Origin of the sequence: Micromonospora sp. NPDC005197, from assembly GCF_040608295.1 — a bacterium.
Taxonomy (GTDB): Bacteria; Actinomycetota; Actinomycetes; order Mycobacteriales; family Micromonosporaceae; genus Micromonospora.
This window is the reverse complement of record NZ_JBEXHY010000008.1, coordinates 22,249-42,574: the sequence shown is the minus strand read 5'-3', so window position 1 is coordinate 42,574 and position 20,326 is coordinate 22,249. Positions and strand designations below refer to the sequence as shown.

The 20,326-nt window shown below is 74.6% G+C and carries 19 protein-coding genes; 2 read left to right on the top strand and 17 right to left on the bottom strand.

Annotated elements, in window-relative coordinates; all coding sequences use genetic code 11:
• Positions 1-360: 360 nt before the first annotated feature.
• Together ABZU46_RS05505 and ABZU46_RS05500 are read left to right on the top strand one after the other, a co-directional pair.
• Positions 361-3,159: a LuxR C-terminal-related transcriptional regulator gene (locus tag ABZU46_RS05505; RefSeq protein WP_354855254.1), complete on the top strand. Its 2,799-nt coding sequence runs from the start codon at positions 361-363 to the stop codon at positions 3,157-3,159.
• A gap of 177 nt (positions 3,160-3,336) precedes the next feature.
• Entirely contained in the window at positions 3,337-3,873 is a 537-nt protein-coding gene (locus ABZU46_RS05500) for a hypothetical protein (RefSeq protein ID WP_354855253.1), read from the top strand.
• Here ABZU46_RS05500 and ABZU46_RS05495 read toward each other — a convergent pair.
• The 17 genes from ABZU46_RS05495 to ABZU46_RS05415 are packed head-to-tail and all read right to left on the bottom strand — an operon-like array spanning position 3,860 to position 20,285.
• On the bottom strand, positions 3,860-4,444 hold the full coding sequence (locus tag ABZU46_RS05495; RefSeq protein ID WP_354855252.1) for an NAD(P)H-dependent oxidoreductase: 585 nt from the start codon (positions 4,442-4,444) through the stop codon (positions 3,860-3,862). The genes ABZU46_RS05500 and ABZU46_RS05495 overlap by 14 nt on opposite strands.
• Complete coding sequence (locus tag ABZU46_RS05490; protein WP_354855251.1) at positions 4,441-5,613, bottom strand: LLM class flavin-dependent oxidoreductase; 1,173 nt, start codon at positions 5,611-5,613, stop codon at positions 4,441-4,443. The genes ABZU46_RS05495 and ABZU46_RS05490 overlap by 4 nt, the downstream gene beginning before the upstream one ends.
• 4 nt (positions 5,614-5,617) lie before the next feature.
• Positions 5,618-8,398, bottom strand: coding sequence for a cytochrome P450 (locus tag ABZU46_RS05485; protein ID WP_354855250.1), 2,781 nt, complete (start codon positions 8,396-8,398; stop codon positions 5,618-5,620).
• Positions 8,399-8,401: 3 nt separating this feature from the next.
• Positions 8,402-9,160 carry a class II aldolase/adducin family protein gene (locus ABZU46_RS05480; RefSeq protein ID WP_354855249.1) on the bottom strand — a complete coding sequence of 253 codons (759 nt, stop codon included), beginning with the start codon at positions 9,158-9,160 and terminating at the stop codon, positions 8,402-8,404.
• Positions 9,153-9,845 carry a DsbA family protein gene (locus tag ABZU46_RS05475; RefSeq protein ID WP_354855248.1) on the bottom strand — a complete coding sequence of 231 codons (693 nt, stop codon included), beginning with the start codon at positions 9,843-9,845 and terminating at the stop codon, positions 9,153-9,155. Before ABZU46_RS05475 ends, ABZU46_RS05480 begins: the two co-directional genes overlap by 8 nt.
• On the bottom strand, positions 9,845-10,753 hold the full coding sequence (locus tag ABZU46_RS05470) for a thioesterase family protein (RefSeq protein ID WP_354855247.1): 909 nt from the start codon (positions 10,751-10,753) through the stop codon (positions 9,845-9,847). The genes ABZU46_RS05475 and ABZU46_RS05470 overlap by 1 nt, the downstream gene beginning before the upstream one ends.
• Positions 10,750-11,559, bottom strand: coding sequence for an alpha/beta hydrolase (locus tag ABZU46_RS05465; RefSeq protein WP_354855246.1), 810 nt, complete (start codon positions 11,557-11,559; stop codon positions 10,750-10,752). The genes ABZU46_RS05470 and ABZU46_RS05465 overlap by 4 nt, the downstream gene beginning before the upstream one ends.
• Entirely contained in the window at positions 11,556-12,557 is a 1,002-nt protein-coding gene (locus tag ABZU46_RS05460; RefSeq protein WP_354855245.1) for a beta-ketoacyl synthase N-terminal-like domain-containing protein, read from the bottom strand. Before ABZU46_RS05460 ends, ABZU46_RS05465 begins: the two co-directional genes overlap by 4 nt.
• A complete protein-coding gene (locus ABZU46_RS05455) occupies positions 12,554-13,666 on the bottom strand; it encodes a beta-ketoacyl synthase N-terminal-like domain-containing protein (protein ID WP_354855244.1) in 1,113 nt (370 codons plus the stop codon). The genes ABZU46_RS05460 and ABZU46_RS05455 overlap by 4 nt, the downstream gene beginning before the upstream one ends.
• Before the next feature lie 3 nt (positions 13,667-13,669).
• Complete coding sequence (locus ABZU46_RS05450) at positions 13,670-14,704, bottom strand: beta-ketoacyl synthase N-terminal-like domain-containing protein (protein ID WP_354855243.1); 1,035 nt, start codon at positions 14,702-14,704, stop codon at positions 13,670-13,672.
• Positions 14,701-15,906, bottom strand: coding sequence for a beta-ketoacyl-[acyl-carrier-protein] synthase family protein (locus tag ABZU46_RS05445; RefSeq protein WP_354855242.1), 1,206 nt, complete (start codon positions 15,904-15,906; stop codon positions 14,701-14,703). Before ABZU46_RS05445 ends, ABZU46_RS05450 begins: the two co-directional genes overlap by 4 nt.
• A gap of 2 nt (positions 15,907-15,908) precedes the next feature.
• Positions 15,909-16,163, bottom strand: coding sequence for an acyl carrier protein (locus tag ABZU46_RS05440; RefSeq protein WP_354855241.1), 255 nt, complete (start codon positions 16,161-16,163; stop codon positions 15,909-15,911).
• Between the two features lie 18 nt (positions 16,164-16,181).
• Positions 16,182-16,655: a beta-hydroxyacyl-ACP dehydratase gene (locus ABZU46_RS05435; RefSeq protein ID WP_354855240.1), complete on the bottom strand. Its 474-nt coding sequence runs from the start codon at positions 16,653-16,655 to the stop codon at positions 16,182-16,184.
• Complete coding sequence (locus ABZU46_RS05430; protein WP_354855239.1) at positions 16,655-17,125, bottom strand: hypothetical protein; 471 nt, start codon at positions 17,123-17,125, stop codon at positions 16,655-16,657. Before ABZU46_RS05430 ends, ABZU46_RS05435 begins: the two co-directional genes overlap by 1 nt.
• A complete protein-coding gene (gene fabG / locus ABZU46_RS05425) occupies positions 17,122-17,874 on the bottom strand; it encodes a 3-oxoacyl-[acyl-carrier-protein] reductase (protein WP_354855238.1) in 753 nt (250 codons plus the stop codon). The genes ABZU46_RS05430 and fabG overlap by 4 nt, the downstream gene beginning before the upstream one ends.
• A 12-nt stretch (positions 17,875-17,886) precedes the next feature.
• Positions 17,887-19,140, bottom strand: coding sequence for a CoA transferase (locus ABZU46_RS05420; RefSeq protein WP_354855237.1), 1,254 nt, complete (start codon positions 19,138-19,140; stop codon positions 17,887-17,889).
• 5 nt (positions 19,141-19,145) lie between these two features.
• Entirely contained in the window at positions 19,146-20,285 is a 1,140-nt protein-coding gene (locus ABZU46_RS05415) for a steroid 3-ketoacyl-CoA thiolase (protein WP_354855236.1), read from the bottom strand.
• Between the last annotated feature and the right edge of the window lie 41 nt (positions 20,286-20,326).

Sequence of the window (20,326 nt, the reverse complement as noted above, 5' to 3'; positions counted from 1 at the left end):
CGCAACCGCCGGTGTGCGCTGTGTCAAGAACCAAGTCCGCTATTTCGGTTTTTGGGCAGCAACATTTGCTCTCTTAGGCAATAGGACCAACCGGTCCCGCGATCGCAGTTCTTGTCGCGCGGACCTAGAGTTGCATCTGCCGCTCGCCCGAGCGCCGGCAATTGGCACCGCTGGCATCGGGCACGCCGAGAGGCCCGAACGGGACAGATCCTGGGGGTGGCAGTTGAAGCTGGGCCAACACTCGCCGCATTCTCGCGTCCGACCTGGCCGTCGGGCCGCCGCCGGGCCGAGTCCGACCACGACCGACCGATGGCGTACGCCGGTGGACCGCGGCGCGCGGGCGCCCGTCGTGGAGCGCCGATGAACATCAGCGAGGAGGAGTTCGCCCCGCCGCCGTCGGGCGACCCTCTCGACCCCCTGGTCGGGCGCAACTGCGCGCTCGACCTGTTCGACCGCGCCCTGGCCGGGGTCCGCGACGGCCAACCCGCCATGATCGAGTTCGTGGGTGACCCCGGCACCGGCAAGACGCGGCTGCTGCGCGAGGTCGCCGCGCGAGCCCGACGAGCCGGGGTGCCGGTGCTCGCCGCCGCCGGCCGCGACGGCCACCAGGTCGGGCAGGCCCTCGCGGCGCTGACCGACGAGCCGTCGGCGCCGGTCCGCGCCGGTGGGCCGCTGCTGCTGCTCCTGGACGACCTGCACAGCGCGTCACCCGCGACGGCCACGCTGCTGCGTCGGCTCGCGCAGGCGCCGCCCCCGGGTCTGCTGTGGGTCACCGCGTACCGGCCGCGGCAGATGCCGTCGTGCGTGACCACCGCGCTCGCCGCCGGCATCCACCTGAGCCGCCGGGCGGTCACCCTGACACCGTTGGATCCGGCCAGCGTCGCCGCGCTGCTCGGGCTGGTGGAGGGACGCGCCGCCCAGCGGGTGCACGTGCTCTCCGGCGGCGTCCCCCGCTACGTCCTCGCCTACCGCCCGGGCGCCCTGGACGGCCCGGTCGCCGCCCTGCGGGGCCTGCCCGCCGAGCTGCCCGTCGACGTCACCGGCGCGGTTCAGCTCGATCTCGACGCGCTGACCGACGAGCAACGGCAGATGCTGGAGGCCGTCTCGGTGTGCCCGGACGGGTTCGAGCCGGCGCTGGCCGCGGCGCTCGCCGATCGCGGCCCCGAGGTCACCAGCGACCTGCTCGACGCGCTGGTGGCCGCCGACCTGCTGCGGACCGACCCCACCGAGGCGTCGACCCTGCGGTTCCGTCACGAGGTGGACCGCACCGTGGTGTACCGCGCGTTGTCCCCGGGCCGGCGGCGACGCCTGCACGCGACGGCGGCCCGCGTCCTGCGCGAGCTCGGGCATCCGGTCACCCGGTACGCCGAACACCTGTCGGCCAGCGGGCAGTGCGCCGAACCGGCGACCGCCGACGCGCTGATCGAGGCGGCGGAGAGCGGTCTCGTGCCCCGGCTCGACGCGATCCGGTGGTTGACCAACGTCCAGCGGCTGCTGCCCGCCGCCGAGGTCACCGAGCCACGCCGTACGCGGCTGGAGTTCGCGATGGCGGACGCGCTGGTCGGCGCGGGTCAGCTGCGCCAGGCCCGCACCCTGTTACAGGAACTCACCCGCCGCCCTCTCGCCGACTGCGACCAGCGGCTGCGGGCGGTGGCCGCACGGGCGCGGGTGGAGCGCCTGCTGGGCCGGCCGTTCGACGCGTACGCGCTGCTGCTGCCGTACCGGGACGGGCGGGTGGAGCCGCACACTCAGTTCCTGCTGACCGTCGAGGCGGCGATCGCCGGCGCCCTCTGTGCAGCGCCCGACGCGGCCGAGCACGCCCGGAGTCTGAGCCTGCTGGCGGAGCGGACCGGCTCGGCGGTCTGCTCGACCACGGCCGCGGTGGTGCAGTCGTTCGTGGCCGCGTACACCGACTGTGGGATCCGGGCGCCCGAGACGCTGGACCGGGCGTCGTCCGAGGTGGACGCGTTCGCCGACACCGACCTTGCCCGGCACCCGGACCTGCTGGCCCTGCTGGGCTGGGCCGAATACTTCCACGAGCGGGAGCGCTCGGCCCTGCACCACTTCGACCGCGCGCTGGACATCTGCTGCCGCGCGGGTCTCGTGGCGCTGACTCCCTGGCTGCTGGTCGGCCGTTGCGCGGTGACCGCCCGACTGGGCAGCCTGGACCGGGCCCGGGTCGAGGGTGAGGACGCCGAGGAGGTGGCCGTCGCCATGGGCATCGACCCGATGGTGGCGCTGGCGCGCGCGTACCGGGCCATCGCGGTGGCCTGGCGCAGCGGCCCGAAGGCGGCCCGCCACCTGGCTGACACCGCCGTGCTGGACGCCAGCACCCGCCGCGAGAACTGGTACGACGGGGCGAGTCAGCGCGTGTCGGTGCGTCTGCGCTTCCTGGCCGGGGACCGGGCCGGCTCGACGGCGACGTTGCTGCGCGCCTGCGGCGGGGATGGTCTCGACCAGGTCGAGCTGACCAACCGGGCCTGCTGGGCCTCGGCCCTGGCCGAGATGGCCCACAAGGCCGGTCGGTGCGACGAGGCCAGGCGCTGGTTGGACGTGGCGGAGGGGTACGCCGAGCGGCTGGGGCTGCGGGGGCAGACCGCGTTGACCCGGACCGCCCGGGCGCGGCTGACCCTGGAGGCGGATCCGCGCTGCGCCGCCGAGCTGGCCGCCGCGGCCGCGGACTCGTTCGCGAGTCTGGGGTGGAGGCTGGAGGAGGCGTCGGCGCGGTTGGTGCGGGCGCGGGCTCTGTGCGAGGCCCGGGAGTGGTCGGCGGCGGAGGTCGAACTCGCCGAGACCCGCCGCATCGCGGAGCTGGTCGACTCCCCGCCGCTGCGCCGCTCGGTGGCCGGCGAGCAGAGCCGCGCGGCCGGGGCCGCGGGCCGTCTGCCGGCCGCGGCCGCGGGCGGGGAGCTGACCCTGACGCGGCGGGAGTGGGACATCGCCCGCCTGGTGGCGGCCGGTGCGAGCAACGCCGAGGCGGCGGACCAGGTGTACGTGACAGTCAAGACGGTGGAGGCTCACCTGACCCGGATCTTCCGCAAGACGGGGGTGTCGTCGCGGGCCGGGCTGGCCGCGTTGCTGGTGTCCCGGGCTGTCGACCCGCGATCCGCTGTCGCGGATCGAGGGTCTGCGACCCGCAGGGCCCGATTTGAGCGTTGATGCCCACAATAAAACGGAGATGAAGGATAGGCGTCCCGTGGCGAGTGTCGGATATCTCGCCTTCTGCCTGCGGGAATCTGATATCTTGTCTCCCACCACCGGTCAAACCCGACAGGGCTGACCGGGGGGCCGGAAGCCGCACTGGCTCGCCCGGAGATGCGCAGGAAAGGCATCGTCGTGAGTCAATACATCATCACCATCGTGCCCGTGGAGGACGACGGTGAGGAGATCACCGGCCCGGTGGCCCAGACCGTCGTGCGTCTGGAGACCGGCAACGGCCACCCGGTCGTGCGGGAGCTCACCGTCCGCGCGCCGCAGAGCGCCGGTCTGACCGGCGAGCTGCCGTACGTCGACTTCGATGCCCTGCTGCGCGCCTTCATCCCCCCGCAGGACCGGGACCGGAGTCGCGCCGAGGCCGCACCCCGTCCGGCCGTGACGGTCGGGCCGGTCCCCGCGACCACCGCGACGACCACCGCACCCCGGCCGCAGCCGCCCCGACCGGCACGCCGGGCCGGCGAACCGGACCGGCTCAGCCGACTCAAGGCCGGTCGCGCGTACCGCCGCGCGCCCGACCCGGCGGACCTGGAGGCGGTCTACGAGCAGGTCGGCACGATCAGCCGCGTCGCCGAGCACTTCGACGTTCCGGTGCACACGGCACAGGGCTGGATCAGCCGGATGCGCCGCAAGCACGACACCGAGGTCAGCGCCGGCTGACTCCGGGCTCGGCCGGCACGCCGGGCACCACGGCCAGCGCGTCCACCACCGCCGGCGTCGCCCGGTCCAACCAGCGCTCGATGCCGACCTCCGCCGTGTCGAACTCGCGCTCCAGCACGCACAGGCCCGCCGTGGGCACGCACGCGCCCACCTCGGCCAGCAGGGCGCCCAGGTAGGTGTCGACGATGTGCCGGTGACCGGACCGGGCGGCGGTCATCAACGGCACCGCCACCACCCCGGTGAGCGCACCCCGGGGCAGCACGTCGACGAAGAGCTTCAGCAAGCCGCTGTACGCCGCCTTGAACGTGGGGCTGGCCACCAGCAGCAGCCCCGGTCGGCGTACCGCCTCCAGCACCTCGTCGAGCGTCTCCGGCCGGCTGCCCTGACCGACCAGCTCGGCCGTCAGCTCGGCCAGGTCGATCACCGTCGGCGTTCCGACGGGGGTCGGGCCGTGGGTCAGTCGGGAATGCAGTGCCGCCGCGGTGGCCAACGCGACGGTCCGCGTACGGGAATGGGGTTTCGGGTTGCCGATCAGCGCGGTCATCGGCAACTCCGCGACCGGCCCGGTCATCGGCCCACCGCCAGCTCCGGGGTCCGCCGGGCGGCCCCGTCGTGCGTGCCGGCCCCGTCGTCCGCGTCGGCCCCGCCACTCAGGAGACCGTCGTGGCGCAGCAGCGGCAGCACGCCCTCGCCGAACCAGTACGCCTCCTCCAGGTGTGGCTGCCCGGACAGGATCAGATGGTCCACCCCGGCGGCGTGGTACTCGGCGATCCGCTCCGCGACCTCCTCGTGGCTGCCCACCAGCGCCGCGCCGGCACCGGGCCGGATCAGGGAGTAGCCCGCCCAGACGTTCGGGTACACCTCCATCCGGGCGTTGCCGTCCGCGTGCAGCGCCGCCGCCCGCCGCTGGCCCTCCGAGTCGGTACGCGCGAAGCGCTGCCGAGCGGCGGCGATCCGCGCCTGGTCGACGCCGGCGAGGAGACGGTCCGCCTCGGCCCACGCCTCCCGCGCGGTGTCCCTGGTGATCACGTGGAGTCGACTCCCGGTGCGCAGCGTGCGGCCGGCCTCCGCCGCCTGCTCACGTGCCCGACCCAGCAGCTCGCCGAGCTGGGCCGGTGTCTCACCCCAGGCCAGGTACACGTCCGCGTGCCGGGCGGCCGCCCGCTGCGCCGCTGGCGAGGACCCGCCCAGGAACACGGCCGGGGCGGTGGCCGGCGGCCGGGCCAGCAGGGCGGCCTTCACCCGGTAGTGCTCGCCGCTGTGGTCGACCGGCTGGCCGGTCCACAGTCCACCCAGCACGGTGAGGAACTCCTCCGCGCGGGCGTAGCGGGCGTCGTGGTCCAGCCAGTCGCCGTAGCGGCGCTGCTCGTCCGGGTCGCTGCCGGCCACGATGTTGAGCAGCACCCGGCCCGCCGAGACACGTTGCAGGGACGCGGCCATCTGGGCGACAAGCGTGGGCGAGGCGAGCCCCGGCCGTAACGCGATCATGAACTTCAGCCGTTGCGTCTGCGCGGCCAGCGCGGACGCCACCACCCACGGGTCCTCGCAGAAAAGCCCGGCGGGCGTGAGCACACTGGCGAAACCCAACCCGTCGGCGGCGCGCGCCACCTGCGCCAGATAGCCGATATCCGGCGGGCGGCGGGTGATCCGGGCCGGCCGGCTTCCGCCACCGCGGGCGGGCTCGGCCAGGTCACGGCCGTCTCCGTGCGTCGGCAGGAACCAGTGCAGGTCCAGTGGCATGGGGTCACTCCCCTTCCGGCGCGACGTCGAAGCGCGCGGGCATCGCGGTGACGGCGTTCATGAAGTTGGTCCGCATCCGGCGTACCGGCCCGGTCAGTCGGAGCCGGCCCAGATGCGGACGGATCGCGGTGAGAAAGGCCGCCATCTCCAGCCGCGCCAGGTGCGCGCCCAGACAGAAGTGCGGACCGATACCGAACGCCAGGTGCGGGTTGGGATCGCGGGCGAGATCCAGCCGGTCGGGATCGGTGAACGCCGCCGGGTCCCGGTTGGCCGAGATGTAGTAGACGACGACCTTGTCCCCGGCGGCGATGCGGGTTCCGTCGAGGACGGTGTCGCGGGTGGCGGTGCGCCGGAACTGCATGATCGGCGTGACCCAGCGCAGCAGCTCCTCCACCCCGCTCGCGGTCAAGTCCGGCTCGGCGATCAGCCGGTCCCGCTGCTCGGGATGCTCCAGCAACGCCTGCACCCCGTTGGAGATGAGGTGCCGGGTGGTCTCGTTGCCGGCGATGACCAGCAGCAGCCACAGCTGGCACAGCTGCGCGTCGGTCAGGCCCCGGCCGTCGGCCTCGGCGTGCACGAGGAGGCTCAGCAGGTCGTCGGTGGGCGCGGCCCGTCGCTGGGCCGCCAGCTGCCGGACGTAGGAGAAGGCCGCCGCGAAGGTGTCCCGGTAGCGCTGCACGCTGCCACCGCCGTAGCGGGGATCGTCGAACCCGACCAGGTTGTTGCTCCACTCGAACAGCAACCGCCGGTCCGCCCGGGGCACACCGAGCAGGTCGGTGAGGACGAGCAGCGGCAGCTCGGCCGCGAGGTCCGCCACCACGTCGATGTCGCGCGCGGCCACCGCCCGGGCGACGACCTCCTCGGCATGCCCGGTCACCAGCTCACCGAGGCGACCCACCGCGCGGGGTGTGAACGCCCCCGCCACCAGCCGCCGCACCCAGGCGTGCTCCGGCGCGTCCATGTTGATCAGAAGCTGCCGGTTGCGGTCGAGATCCTCCGGGGTCCGGGGGTCGGCGAGGAACGCCCCGCCGGCCGCCGACGAGAACGTCGCCGGGTCACGGGACACCGCGGACACCGCGGCGTGGCGGGTGACGGCCCAGAAACCCGGCCCCCGGGACCGCACCGACCGGTCCTGGTCGGTGCGGGTCAGCTCGACCTCCTCGACCCAGGCCACCGGCGCCTCCCGTCGGCGGCGGGCGAACTCGTCGTGCGGCACGCCGGTCAGGAAGGTCGCCGGGTCCGCGAGCAGGCCCGGCGACACCGTGGCCCGCCGGTAGCGGTCCCGCAACGCCCGGCGGGGCACCTTGCCGGTGGGCTCGCGCGGGATCCGGTCGACCACCTCGTACGAGCGCGGCACCTTGAAGCCGGCCAGGCTGGTCCGGCAGTGCGCGTCGAGGGCCTGCTCGACGCCCCGGGTCGGCCACGTCGGGTCGAGCTGCACCACCGCCCGGACCTGCTCGCCGAACTCGTCGTCCGGCACCCCGATGACCACGCTGTCCTGCACGGCGGGGTGCGTCGACAGCACCGCCTCCACCTCGGCGGGATAGACGTTCACGCCGCCGGTGACGATCAGCTCCGCCGAGCGGCCGGTGAGGAACAGGTAGCCGTCGGCGTCCAGGTGGCCCAGGTCGCCGACGGTGAAGGTGTGCGGGGCGACGTGCGCCTGCTCGGTCTGCTCCGGAGCGTTGTGGTAGTGGAACCCCCGGCCCGGGGGCCGCCGCACGGCCACCCGGCCCTCCTGCCCGGCGGGCACCGGCCGGCCCTCGTCGTCGACCACCACCACCTCGGTCGGCGGCGCCGGCCGGCCCACCGTGCCCGGCCGGGCCAGCCAGGTGTGCGAGTCGGCCAGGGTGACGATGCCGGCCTCGGTCGCGGCGTAGTACTCCACGAACACCGGCCCCCACCACTCGATCATCGCCCGCTTGGTCTCCGGCGGGCAGGGGCCGCCGCCGTGCCAGATCCGGGCGAGGCTGGCGCCGGAGAACGCCGCCCGGGTCCCCGCGTCGACCCGCAGCAGGCGGATGAACTGGGTCGGCACCAGATGACTGATGGTGATCTTCTCGTCGTCGATCACGCGCAGCACCTCGACCGGGTCGAACCCGCGGCGCAGCACCAGCCCACAGCCGCGCAGCAGCGGAAACTGGGCGAAGAACAACTGCGCCGAGTGGTACCAGGGACCGACCAGCAGCGCCTGCCCCTGCGTCGGAATGCCCAGGCCGCCGCCGAGCGCCTCGGTGGTGGCGGCCACCCGGTCGATCGGGGCGCCCACCTTGAGCAGCGGGTTGACCACTCCCTTGGGGCGTCCGCTGGTGCCCGAGGTGTAGAGCAGCACGCCGCCGGAGAGCGCCGGGACGCCCGGGCCCGCCGGCAGGTCGTCCACCGCCGTGAACCCGTCCCCGCCGTCGACAGTCACCAGCAGGTCGGGGCCGCCCGGCGTACGCGCCACCGCGTCGCGCACCGTCGGCGCGTACGCCGCCTCGGTGAGCACCGCCCGCGCGCCGCAGTCGGTCAGGATGTGGGCGATCTCCGGCGCGGTGAGGTGCCAGTTGACGGGCACCGCCACCAGACCCGCGTGCACGCAGGCGAGCAGCGCCTCGAACGTCTCGTGCCGGTTGCCGAGCACGAACGCCACCCGGTCACCGACGTCCAGGCCGGCCCCGCGCAGCACGCCGATCCACCGGTCCACCGACCGGTCCAGCTCCGCCCACGTCCGGGTGGTCCGCTCGTCGGTCAGCGCGACGTCGCCGGCCCGGTCCCGGACCATGGTCTTCAGCAGCTCGGCCACTCGTCACTCCTGTCTGGGCGTGGTGCCGTGCGTGAGGTCGGGGCTGACAGCCAGGACGTGCTCCGCGACCGGCCGGAAGTTCAGTCGGGCGATCTGCGCGGTGCCGATGTCCGCCCGCGCGGCCCGAGCCGCGTCGGCGGGGATCACCACCAGCTCGCCGGCCGCCTGGGCGAGCAGCTGCACCTGGCAGCAGCGGTCCATCGCCAGGAACCACCAGGCCGCCTCGGCCACCGAGCCGCCGACGGTGAGCAGCCCGTGGTTGCGCAGGACGACGGCCTTGCCGGTGCCCAGCGTCGCCGCGATGCGGTCACCCTCCGCGCCGTCGAGGACGACGCCGCCGTACTCGTCGTGGACCTCGTGGTCCTCGAAGAAGGCGCACGCGTCCTGGGTGATCGGCGCGAGCGGCCGGCCGAGCGCCGAGAACGCCCGACCGTGGATCGAGTGGGTGTGCGCGGCGGCCACCACGTCCGGGCGGGCCTTGTGGATGGCCGAGTGGATGGCGTACCCGGCGGGGTTGATCCGGCCGGAGCCGTCGACCACGTCGCCGGTGTGGTCGACGCGCAGCAGGTCGTCGTCGCGCACATGGGCGAAGTGCCGGCCGAACGGGTTGATCCAGAAGGTGTCCGGCTCGATCGGGTCCCGGGCGGTGACGTGGCCGCCAGCGCCCTCGTCGAACCCCGCGAGGGCGAACGCGCGCAGCGTGAGGACCAACTGCCGGCGGCGGTGGGCGCGTTCCTGTTCCGGGTCTCGTCGCTCAGCCACAGCCGCCTCCGGTGTCGGTGTCGTACCCGCCCACGCCCGCCGGCACCGCGGGGGGCGCGACCGGCGCGCCGGTCCGCTCGGCGTACGCGGCGAGGAAGTCGTCGACCCGGTCCACGCCCCAGAACCGGTGTGGACCCAGCCGCAGGTAGGGGATGCCGAAGATGTCCTCCTCGTACGCCCGCAGCAGGCACTGCGCCCCGGCCGCCCGGACGGTCTCGTCCTCCACCGCGCCGAGCACCACCGCCGGGTCCACCCCGGCCCGCTCGGCCACCTCGGAGATCACCTCGGGGGTGCACACGTCCTCGCCCCGCTGCCAGCGGGCGGCGATCACCTCCCGGTAGAACGCCTCCCCCGCGCCCTGTTCCCGGGCGGCCAGCCAGCCCAGGTGCGGGACCTCCCACCACGGGTCGATGTCGATCGGCCAGCGCATCGCCAGGCCCAGCCGCTGGGCCTGCCGCTTGGCGTCCTGGAGCAGGTACAGGTGCTTCGGCTTGCTCATCTGCACGTAGTGGAAGGCGCCGCCACGGGCGGTCAGCGCCTCCTCGGTCCGCGCGTCCGGGTCCCAGTAGGGGATGAACTCCAGCACCTCCTGCGGCCGGCCCAGCGCCCGGGTCAGCCGCTCCACGGCCAGCCAGCTGTACGGGCTGCGGAAGGAGAAGTACAGGCGGGGCTGCTTGGTGGCCATCACCGCCGCCCGCCGGTCAACGCCGCCACGGTGTCCCCGTCGAGGGTGGCGAGCCGGCCCGCCTCCGGGCCGCGGCTGACCGCGTACCCGTGCAGGATGCTGGCCGTCGCCACCCGGACCAGGCGACCGTCGCGGACGACGTGGCAGTCCATCCGCGCGTCGTACGTGACGTCCTTGAGCACGTCGGTGACGGTGAAGCTGACCCACACGGGCTCGTCGAGGTGGGCGTCGCCGAGCACCTCGATGCGGGCGCGGGAGACCACCGGGATCCAGCCCCGCTCGCGCAGCATCCGGCCCACCGACACACCCCGGTCGGCGAGGTAGCGGTCCACCACCTCCTCCAGCAGCCGGACGTACCCGGAGTGCTGCATCCGCTGCGAGTACTGGCAGTAGAAGTAGGGCACCCGCCACGGCCACACGAATCCCGCCCCGGCGGCGCGCAACTCATCGGCCGGGTCCGCGCCGGCGGGGGCGCCCGGCTCGCCGGGGGCCGGCTCCTCGACCAGGCCGGCCAGCTCCGCCGGCAGCGGCGCCGCCTGCGGTACGTCCGCCTCCCGCACCAGGGCCACCCGCACCCGGGCCCGGCACACGGTCACGTCGGCGTCGCGGCGCACACCCATCCGCACCGCGAACCGACCGTTGGCGGCGGTGCTCGCCACCACCGTCGCGGTGTCGTCGACGTCGAGGACGGCGGGCAGCAGCAGCGAACAGTCCCGGATCGACAGCCCCACCCCGTGCTCGTGGTAGAGCCGGCCGGGCCCGTGCCCCCGCTCCCGGAACCACTGCAGCACACCCTGCTCCACCAGGTACGCGAAGTGTTTGAAGCCGATCCAGGTGCGGATGTTCGCGCCCTCGAACCCGGGCCGGGCCGACAGTGTCACGGATGCGTTCTCAACCGCCGTGGTCACGGCGTACCTCCTCGGATCGCGGAGTCGGGGCAGACCTTCTCGACGAAGCCCGCGACGTGTCGGGCCACCTCGGCCGCCCGGTCGAGATGACAGAAGTGGTGAAAATCCGGCTCCACGACGACGTGCGCGTCGGGAAGTTCGGCCCGCAGCGCGCCGACGCGCGGGCCGTCGAGGCCGGGGTCCCGGCCACCGGTGAGCACCATGGTCGGCACGGTCACCGCGTGCAGCGGCAGGCCGGCGGTCGCGGTGAAGTGGTCGAACAGCGTGGTGAAGCCGACCGGCCCGATCCGGTCCACCATGATGTCCCGCATGGCGGTCAGGGTCTCCGCGTCCAGGTCGGCCAGCCGGGGGCCGAGGCGGTGGCGCAGCCCCTCGTCGATGATCTGGACGAAGTTGGCCTGCGCCCGCTCGTGCACCGCCCAGGTGACCGCCAGGTCGGGCGGGCAGTAGAACGGCGCGATGAGCATCGCCCCGCGCGGCGCGACGTCCGGTTCGGTGGCGAGCATCTCCAGCACCGCGTTCGCGCCGAGCGAGTGGCCGACCACGACGTCGGGGGGCGTGGCCAGGGCACGGATGGCGGCGGCGAGCCAGGCGCCCGGGGTGCCCCGACGCCGCCAGCGGTGATCGGTGCCGGCCTTCCACGGCAACTCGGCCGCGAGCAGCCGCCAACCGGTGGGCAGCCGCTGCGCCAGGGGTCGCCAGCTGCGCCAGGCGTCGGACATACCGTGCGCGAGCAGCACGGTCGGCGTTCCGGTGTCCGGGCCGGCGAGCCGGTGCACGGCGACCGCCGGTGGCGTGCCGCTCATCGCCGCGCCGTCCGGACGTCGAGTTCGCGCATGCCGTCGACGGGGTCGCCGCAGCGGACCGTGACGTTCGGGGTGGCGCCGACCAGGCGTACGGCCAGGGCGGTGTGCACGACCCCCGCGGCGCCGTAGTGGTCGCCCGCCACGGCGGCCGCGTCGACCAGCGGGCCGCGTGGTGTGCCGTCGACGGGTACGCCCGCCCGCACGGGCCCCAGCAGGGCCAACGGGTGCGGCGCGGCGTCGACCCGGCCGAGCAGCAGGCAGGCCGCCCCGGCGCGCAGCGGGCGGGCGGCGGTGGCGCCGTCCCGGGCGGCGTGCAGGGCCTGGGCCTGCGGGTCGTCCGGCTCGGTGCCGACCACGACGGCCCGGTCGGCGCGGCCGGTACGAAGCAGCAGCCCGGCCAGCCAGATCGCGTCCAGGCCGGCGGTGGCCCCGGAACAGACGGTGAGGTTGGGGCCTCCGAAGCGGAACCAGATGGCGATCGCGCCGGCGATGACGTTGCTGGAGGCGTTCGGCGCCTCCAACGGGCCGACCTCGCGCGGGCCGCCCTCGCGCAGTCGGCGGGCGATGTCGCCGACGGTGGCGACGTTGCCCAGGTTGGAGCTGACCACCACGGCGGTACGCGGATCCGCCGGCCCGCTCGGGCGGGGCGCCTTCGGCGCGCGGCCCAGCGCCCGATGCACGGCGCACAGGGCGAGCCGGGTGGCCGGCTCCTTGGCCAGCAGACCCTTGCGGCCCAGCAGGTCGGCGGCCCGCTCGGGTGGGCAGGCGGGATTCTCAGCGGCCCACGCCTCGCCCACACCGGTCGGCAGGTCGACTCCCGGCAAATGCAGTGCCGCCGCGAGAACGGCGGCCACCGGTCGATCCGGGTCGGCCCCGGGCGGCGTGTCCGCCGTGGACCGTCCCGGCCGGGTCACCTGGCCCGGCCGGCGGGACGCGGACGGCGGCACGCTGCGATCCGGCGTCGGGGCGAGGTGCCCGGCGTGGGCGCGGCCGGTCATCGCACCGCCTCCAGGAGGGTGACGGCGTTGAGACCGCCGAAGCCGAACGCGTCCACCTGAGCCACCCGGACGTCCGCCCGCACGGCCGCGTCGCGGACCAGCCGCAGCGCGGCCGCCTCGGACGCCGGCCGGGTCAGCCCGACCACCGGCGGCACCCGGCCGGTGCGCAGGATCTCGACGGCGACAGCGACGCTGAGCAGCGCCGATCCTCCCGACGTGTGGCCGACGGCGCCCTTGAGGGCGGTGACCAGGGGGCCGGGCTCGCAACCGGCGAACACCTCGGCGATGACCCGCGCCTCGGTCTCGTCGTTCAGCGTCGTGCCGGTGCCGTGCGCCAGCACCAGGTCGACCTGGTCGGGCCGGCGCGCGGCGCGGTGGTGGGCGTCGTGGACCGCCCGCAGGATGCCCGCCGGATCGGGCGCCGTCTCGTGTCCGGCGTCGCAGGACAGCCCGGTGGCGAGCAGCCGGGCCAGCCCGCCGGGTCGTTCCGGCTCGACCACCAGCACCGCCGCGCCGTCGCCGAGCAGCACACCGGCCCGGTCGGCGTCGAAGGGCTGCACCCGGCTGGTCGGGCGGGCGGCCACCCGGCCGATCATCGCGAGCATGGAGGCGCTGCTGCCGTCGGTGCCGCCGACCAGCACGGCGTCCGCCTCGCCGGTCTCCACCAGGTCCTGGGCCAGGGCGAGGGCGGAACCGCCGGCGCTGCACGCGTTGGCCAGGGTGACCACTTGCCGCACGCCGGGTGCCGCGCTGGCGACGGCGGCGGCGAAGTGCAGCCGCTCGGTGGGGAAGTCCACCGAGCCCGCCAGCGCCGCCCGTTCCACCTCGGCCGACTCGCGCAGCCCGGTGCCGACGAGACCGACCACCCGCTGTCGACGGGGATCGAGGCCGGCGGCGGCGACGGCCTCGGCCACGCAGTCGGTCAGCCAGCGGCTCGGGCCGAACGGGCCATCGTCGTCGATCGGGTAGCCGTGGCCGACCCCCACCCGGGCCGGGTCCGACCGCCGCAGCCCGGCGGCGCCGCACGCGCCGCGCAGCAGCGCCGCGACGGTGGCCGGGCCGTCGCCAAAGCAGGTACGGACCGCTGTGGCGGTGATGGTGGCGGCCATGTCCTACCCCCGCACCACGGCCGCGGCGACCGCGCCGTCGCGGGACCGCCCGACGATCAGCGCGGGCCGACCGCGCGCGTCCGGGTCCTCGGCGTAGCGGCCCAGCAGCACGCCCAGCGCCAGCGCGCCGGTGGCGGACTGACAGTCACCGAGCGCCGGACGCACCGACAACCGCTGCGCGGCCGTCGGCACCACCTCGGACAGGCTGTCGGCGTCGAGATCGCCGCTCGCGATCGCCCACACGTCGGCCGGTCGGACCTTCGCCGTGGCCAGCGCCCGACGTACGCAGCCGGCGAGCCCGTCGACGCTGGGCTCCGGCTGGAAACCGGTGGCCACCGCGAGCACCTGGGCGCGCGGCGCCCCGGTGCGGCCGGGCGTCGGGCGGCAGAGCAGGTAGACCGCCGCGGCCTCACCGGCCGGGCCGGCGCCGGTCAGCTGCGCCGCCCACGCCGTGTTCGGCGTGTACTCCTCGACCCCGCCGACAAGCAGGGCGTCGACGTACCCCCGGCGCAGGGCGTTGAGCGCGTAGCGCAGCGCGTACAGGAAGGCGAGCGGGCCGCCGGCCACTGTGGCGTTGACGCCGCGCAGCCCGTAGCGGATCGCGGCCTGGCCGCTGGCGCAGTTCATCACCGTGTTCGGGAACAACACCGGGTTGACCAGGTACGGCTTGTCCTGCACCAGCGTCTCGCGGGAGAAGTCCATCGTCGACTTCAGGCTGCCGGTGGTGGTGCCCAGCACCACGCCGACGCGGTGCCGGTTGTCGTCGTCGGGGGTGAGGCCCCCGTCGGCCAGCGCCCGCCCGCAGGCCACCATGGCCAGCGCGGTCGCCCGGTCCAGGAAGCTGGTGCCCTTGCGGCCCAGCAGCCGGCGTACGTCGAAGTCGGCGATCGCCGGCGCCTGCTCGGTGGGCAGCGGCTCGTCGAAGCGGTCGCGCACGTCGACGCCGACGACCGTGCCGGCGCGGACGGCGGCCAGCAGCTCGGTGACCGAGTCCCCGGCCGCGCTGAGCACTCCCCAGCCGGTCACCAGGCCGGTCACCGGATCGCCCCGAAGATCGTGATGGCGTTGTTGCCGCCGAACGCGAAGCCGTTGTTCTGCGCGACCCGCACCGTGGCCGGCCGGGCCGTGTTCGGCACCGGGTCGATCCACGACAGCTCCGGGTCGGGGGTGGCCCAGTTGATGGTCGGGGGCAGGAACCCGTGCCGGATGCCCAGCGTGGTGGCGATCGCGCCGAACCCGCTCGCCGCGCCCATCGTGTGGCCGAGCATCGACTTGATCGAGCTGACCGGCGGCACCCGGTCGCCGAACACCGCCCGGATGGCCCGCGCCTCGCACAGGTCGTTGGCGGGTGTGCCGGTGCCGTGCGTGCTGATGTAGTCGATGTCCTCCGGTTTGACGCCGGCGTTCTCCTGGGCCAGCCGCATGCACGCCGCGACGCTCTCCTCGTTGGGCGCGACCATGTGGTGGGCGTCGCAGTTGACGCCGTACCCGAGCACCTCGGCGTAGATCCGGGCGCCCCGGTCCTGCGCGTGCTCCAGGGTCTCCAGCACCAGAGCCGCACCGCCCTCACCGGTGAGGATGCCGGAGCGGTCCCGGTCGAACGGTCGACAGGCCCGCTCGGTCAGCGCGCCGAGCCGGTAGAAGCCGGCATGCGCCCACCGGCACACCGAATCGGCGCCGCCGGCCACCATCACGTCCGCCTCACCCCAGCACAACAGGTCGTACGCGTACCCGATGGCGTAGTTGCTGGCCGAGCAGGCGGTGGTGAGGGTGACCGACTCCCCGGCCAGCCCCAGCTCCGCGCTCACCGCGTAGGACAGCCGCTCAGCCGGCGCCTGCCGCAGCGCCTCGGCGGACATGGCCGGGTACCCGCCGGCCACCAGCTCGGCGGTCAGCTGCTCCACCACCGTGGACTCGCCGCTGGTGGTGCCGACGACCGCGCCGACGCGCGCCGGGTCGGTGGCCGGCAGCGACAGACCCGCGTCCATCGCGGCCAGCCGGGCGGCCGCCGCCGCGAACAGCGCCGAGCGGCCCCAGTCGGCGACCCGCAGCCTCCGCAGCAGCGTCTCCGGCCGGAACGCGGGCACCTCACCGGCGAAGTGGTGCGGGAATCCGCTCGCGTCGAAGCTCGTGATGGGCGCGGCGGCCGACCGGCCGGAGCGCAGCCCGGCGGTGAACTCGTTCACGCCGATGCCGATGCCGGACACCGGCCCGAGCCCGGTGACGACCACGCGGTGCACGGTCAGTCCTGCCAGCCGGCGTGTCGCGCCACCACCTCGTGGACGGCCTTGAGGCTGCGCATCTCGTTCAACTCGGCCTGCGGGATCTCCACCTTGTACTTCTTCTCGATCCGGGCCAGGATCTCGATCGCCCGCAACGAGTCCGCCTCGTACTCCTCGACGAAGTCGGCGGTGTCGGCGACCTCCTCGGGTTCCAACTCGAGCACCTCCGCCACGATCTCCCGCAGCTCCGCCATGTGCTGGTCGCGTTCACTCATCGGGGTTCCCTCTTCCTCTCATCGTTTCCGCTCCGCGATGGCGTCGACCGGTCGGACGACCGCCATCATCGAGCCGAACTCCGCCACCTGGTCGGTCCCCACCCAGCTGGATCCGGCGGCGAACGCGGCACCGTGCACGACCTGTTCCAGTCGAACCCGGTGCCGGATCACGTCGCCCGGGTACACCGGGCGCAGCAGCACGCAGTCCCGGGCCGCGGTGAACATCGGCAGCCCGGTCGTGCCCGGCCCGCGCGACAGCAGCCAGAGCACCGCCGCGCCCTGACCGAACGACTCGATCAGCAGCGAGGCCGGGTAGGCGTACCGGTCGGGGGCCTGCCCCTCGGCGATCCCCCGATAGCAGGGCTCGCAGCCGGTGACCGCCTTCACGGCCTCCAGGCGCACTCCCGGCTCGACGCTGTCGACCCGGTCGAGCAGCAGCATCGGGTACCGGTGCGGCAGCAGGGCCCGCAGCTCGCCGTGTTCGAGTCTCATCAGGCGTTCCCGCCGTCCGCGCTCGGCCAGCGGTAGACGGCGCGCACCGTCGCCGCGTGGACCCCGTCGCCGCGTACGCACCGGGCGGCGACGTCGAAGGACTGGTCGTCGCCGACCGGGCCGACCGACGCCTCGACGGTGAGCGTGTCGCCGGCCAGCAGCGGGGCGAGGAACCGGGCGGAGCGCAACCGGTGCAGCTGGGGCAGCCGGCCGGCGCAGTAGCCGACGGCCGACGTCACGGCCTGCCCGATCGTCTCCAGGGTGAACACGCCCGGATAGACGGTCAGCTCGGGGAAGTGCCCGGCCAGGTAGACGTCGGCGGCGTCGACTGTGGTGCCGGCGCGCAGGCTGATCCCGCCGCGCGGCCCGGCGGAAACCTCGACCCAGTCGATGGCCGGCAGAGGCGCCGCAGCGGCCTCGTACGTGTCGACGGGGCGGGTCGCGGCGCTGAACGCGGGTGCGGCGGTCACAGCACGATCCCCCCGTCCACCCGGATCACCTGGCCGGTGACGTAGCCGGCGCGGTCGGAGAGCAGGAACTCGACCAGGTCGGCGACGTCGGCGGGCGCACCGAAGCGGCCCAGCGGGATCTGCCCCAACGCCTGCTCGCGCAGCTTCGCCGGCAGCGCGGCGGTCATGTCGGTCTCGATGAAACCGGGGGCGACGACGTTGACCCGTACGCCGTACCCGGCGACCTCCTTGGCCAGCGACAGGCTGAGCCCGATGATGCCGGCCTTGCTGGCGGCGTAGTTGGTCTGCCCGGTGTTGCCGGTGACCCCGGCCACCGAGGACAGGTTGACGATGGCGCCGCGGCGTCGCTTGAGGAAGCGGAACGCGACGGTCCGGCAGGTGTTCCAGGTGCCGGTGAGGTTGGTGCCGATCACGTCGTGCCACTCGTCCGGGGCCATCAGCACCAGCGGCCGGTCCCGGGTGATGCCGGCGTTGTTGACCAGCGCGGTGAGCGGCCCGAGGTGCCGCTCGGCGGCGGTGACGAACGCGTCGACCGCGTTCGGGTCGGTCACGTCGCACGGCCCGAACCACGACCCGACCCCGTACGCCTCGACCTCCGCCCGGGTCTTGTCCGCGGCCTCGCTCGGCGCGCTGTAGCAGCCCGCCACCGCATACCCCTGCGCCGCGAGTCGCAGCGCGACGGCCCGGCCGATTCCCCGGGACACCCCGGTCACCAGCGCGCAGCGCGGCGCGTCGCCTGCCGTTGTCATGTCACCCCCTGCTCATCCGATGGCCCGTTGCGCGCGCAGCCGGTCCCGCGTGGCCGCGTCGACGCCCACCTCGTCGAGAACCCGGTCGGTGTCCGCGCCGGGCTCGGGGGCGCCGGAGCGGACGGCGGTCGGTGTCCGGGAGAACTTGACCGCCGGCCCGGTCAGTGGCGCGGTGCTGCCGTTGGACAGCACCGTCTCCTGCACCATGGCCCGGGCGTGCACCTGCGGGTCGGTCGCGGCCTCGGCGAAGGTCCGCACCCGCTCGGCGGTGATCCCGTTGGCGTCGAGGATGTCGACCACCTCGGCGCAACTCCGCCCGGCGCACCAGTCGGCGAGGACAGCGTTGACCGTGGCGCGGTTGTCGCGGCGTTCCTCGTTCGTCGCGTACCCGGGCGCGCGGGCCAGTTCCGGGCGGCCGACGACCTCGGCCAGGCGACGCCAGGAGCGGTCCAGGGCGACCGCCACGTAGACGTGGCCGTCGGCGCACCGGAAGCAGCCGGCCGGCACCACGAAGTCGGCCTGGTCGCCCCAGCGGCGCAGCGGCACCCCGGTCGCACCGAGGGTGAGGTAGCCGTTGCTGGAGAACAGCAGCGAGTCGAGCATGCTCACGTCGACGTGCTGACCCTCGCCGGTGCGGTCGCGGTGGCGCAGCGCGGCGAGCGCGCCGATCACCGCGTGCAGCCCGGCGAGGTCGTCGGCGAGGAAGGTGGGCGCCTTCAGCGGAGCGCCGTCGGGGTCGCCGTTGAGCGCCATCCAGCCGGCGGCCGCCTGGGTGGTCGGGTCGTACCCGGGTCGCTGCGCGTCCGGGCCGTACTGGCCGTAGCCGGAGACGGAGACCAGCACCACGTCCGGCCGGACCGCATGGCACGCCTGGTAGCCGACGCCCCAGGCGTCCAGCGTGCCGGGCTTGTAGTTCTCCACCACCACGTCCGCGGTGGCGACGAGCCGCAGGAAGACCTCGGCCGCGCCGGGGCGGCGCAGGTCGAGCCCGATGCTGCGCTTGTTGCGGTGCACGCTCTGGCGGAACCAGGACAGGCCGGTGCCGGGAATGTCCGGGGGCATCAACCCCTCCCGGTTGCCGGGCATCTCCACGCGCAGGACGTCCGCGCCGAGGTCGGCCAGGACGCAACTCGCGATGGGGCCGGACCAGACCTTCGTGACGTCCAGGACCCGTACGCCGTGCAACGGCCCGGTCAGGTCGTGGCGGGCGTCGGCGTAGAAGGCCGCGGCGTCGCGGGCCGGCGCGGTGCGCGTCTCGGTGTCCATGCCGCCTACTCCCGCACCAGCAGCGACGCCGTGCCGAGCGAGCCGCCGCAGCACATGGTGACCAGGGCTGCCTCGCCGTCGGCGCGTTCCAGCTCGTGCAGGGCGGTCACCAGCAGCCGGGTGCCGCTGCTGCCCAGCGGGTGCCCGAGCGAGATGGCGCCGCCGTTGACGTTGACCCGGTCCAGGTCGGCGTCGTGGTGCGCGGCCCAGGACAGCACGACCGCGGCGAACGCCTCGTTGACCTCCACGACGTCGATGTCGTCGAGGGTCATGCCGGCGCGCTTGAGCAGCTTGCGGGTGGCCACCGTGGGGCCGTCGAGCAGGTAGTAGGGGTCGGCGCCGGTGACGACCTGGTGCGCCAGCCGGGCCCGGGGCCGCAGGCCGTGCGCGTCGGCCCGCTCCCGCGACATCCACAGGATCGCCGCGGCGCCGTCGGAGATCTGCGAGGTGGTCCCGGCGGTGTGGATGCCGTCCGGGAGCACCGGACGCAGGGCGGCCAGCCCTTCCGCCGTGGTGTCGCGGATGCCCTCGTCGGCGTCGACCGACCTGCCGTCGGGCAGCGGCACGGGCGTGATCTCCCGGTCGAAGCGGCCCTCGTCGCGGGCCCGCGCCGCGCGCTGCTGCGAGCGCAGCCCGTAGGCGTCGGCGTCCGCGCGGGTCAGCCCCTGCCGGGCCGCGATCCGCTCGGCGCCGCCGAACTGCGCCTTCGGCGGATCGTCGTACGGGTAGTCGGGTGTCTTGTAGTGGCCGGGCCCCTGGTAGAGGTTGGTGCCGACGGGCACCCGGCTCATCGATTCCACGCCGCAGGCGATGCCCACGTCGATGGCGCCGGCGGTGATGAGCGCCGCGATCAGGTGGTTGGCCTGCTGCGCGGAGCCGCAGGAGGCGTCGACGGTGCTCGCCGCGACCTCGTAGTCGAGTCCACTGTTGAGCCAGGCGTTGCGGGTGACGTTGAGGCTCTGCTCGCCGACCTGCGTGACGCAACCGCCGATGATCTGCTCCACCTCGCCGGGTGCGATGCCGGAGCGGCGCAGCACCTCGACCTGCACGTGCCGCAGCAGCTGCACGGCCTTGAGGCCGGACAGCGCACCCTCGCGCCGGCCGATCGGCGTCCGCACCGCCTCGACGATCACCGCCTCCGGCATGGACTCCCCCTCCTGGTCGGCGCGTGGTGGTTCGCTGGTGC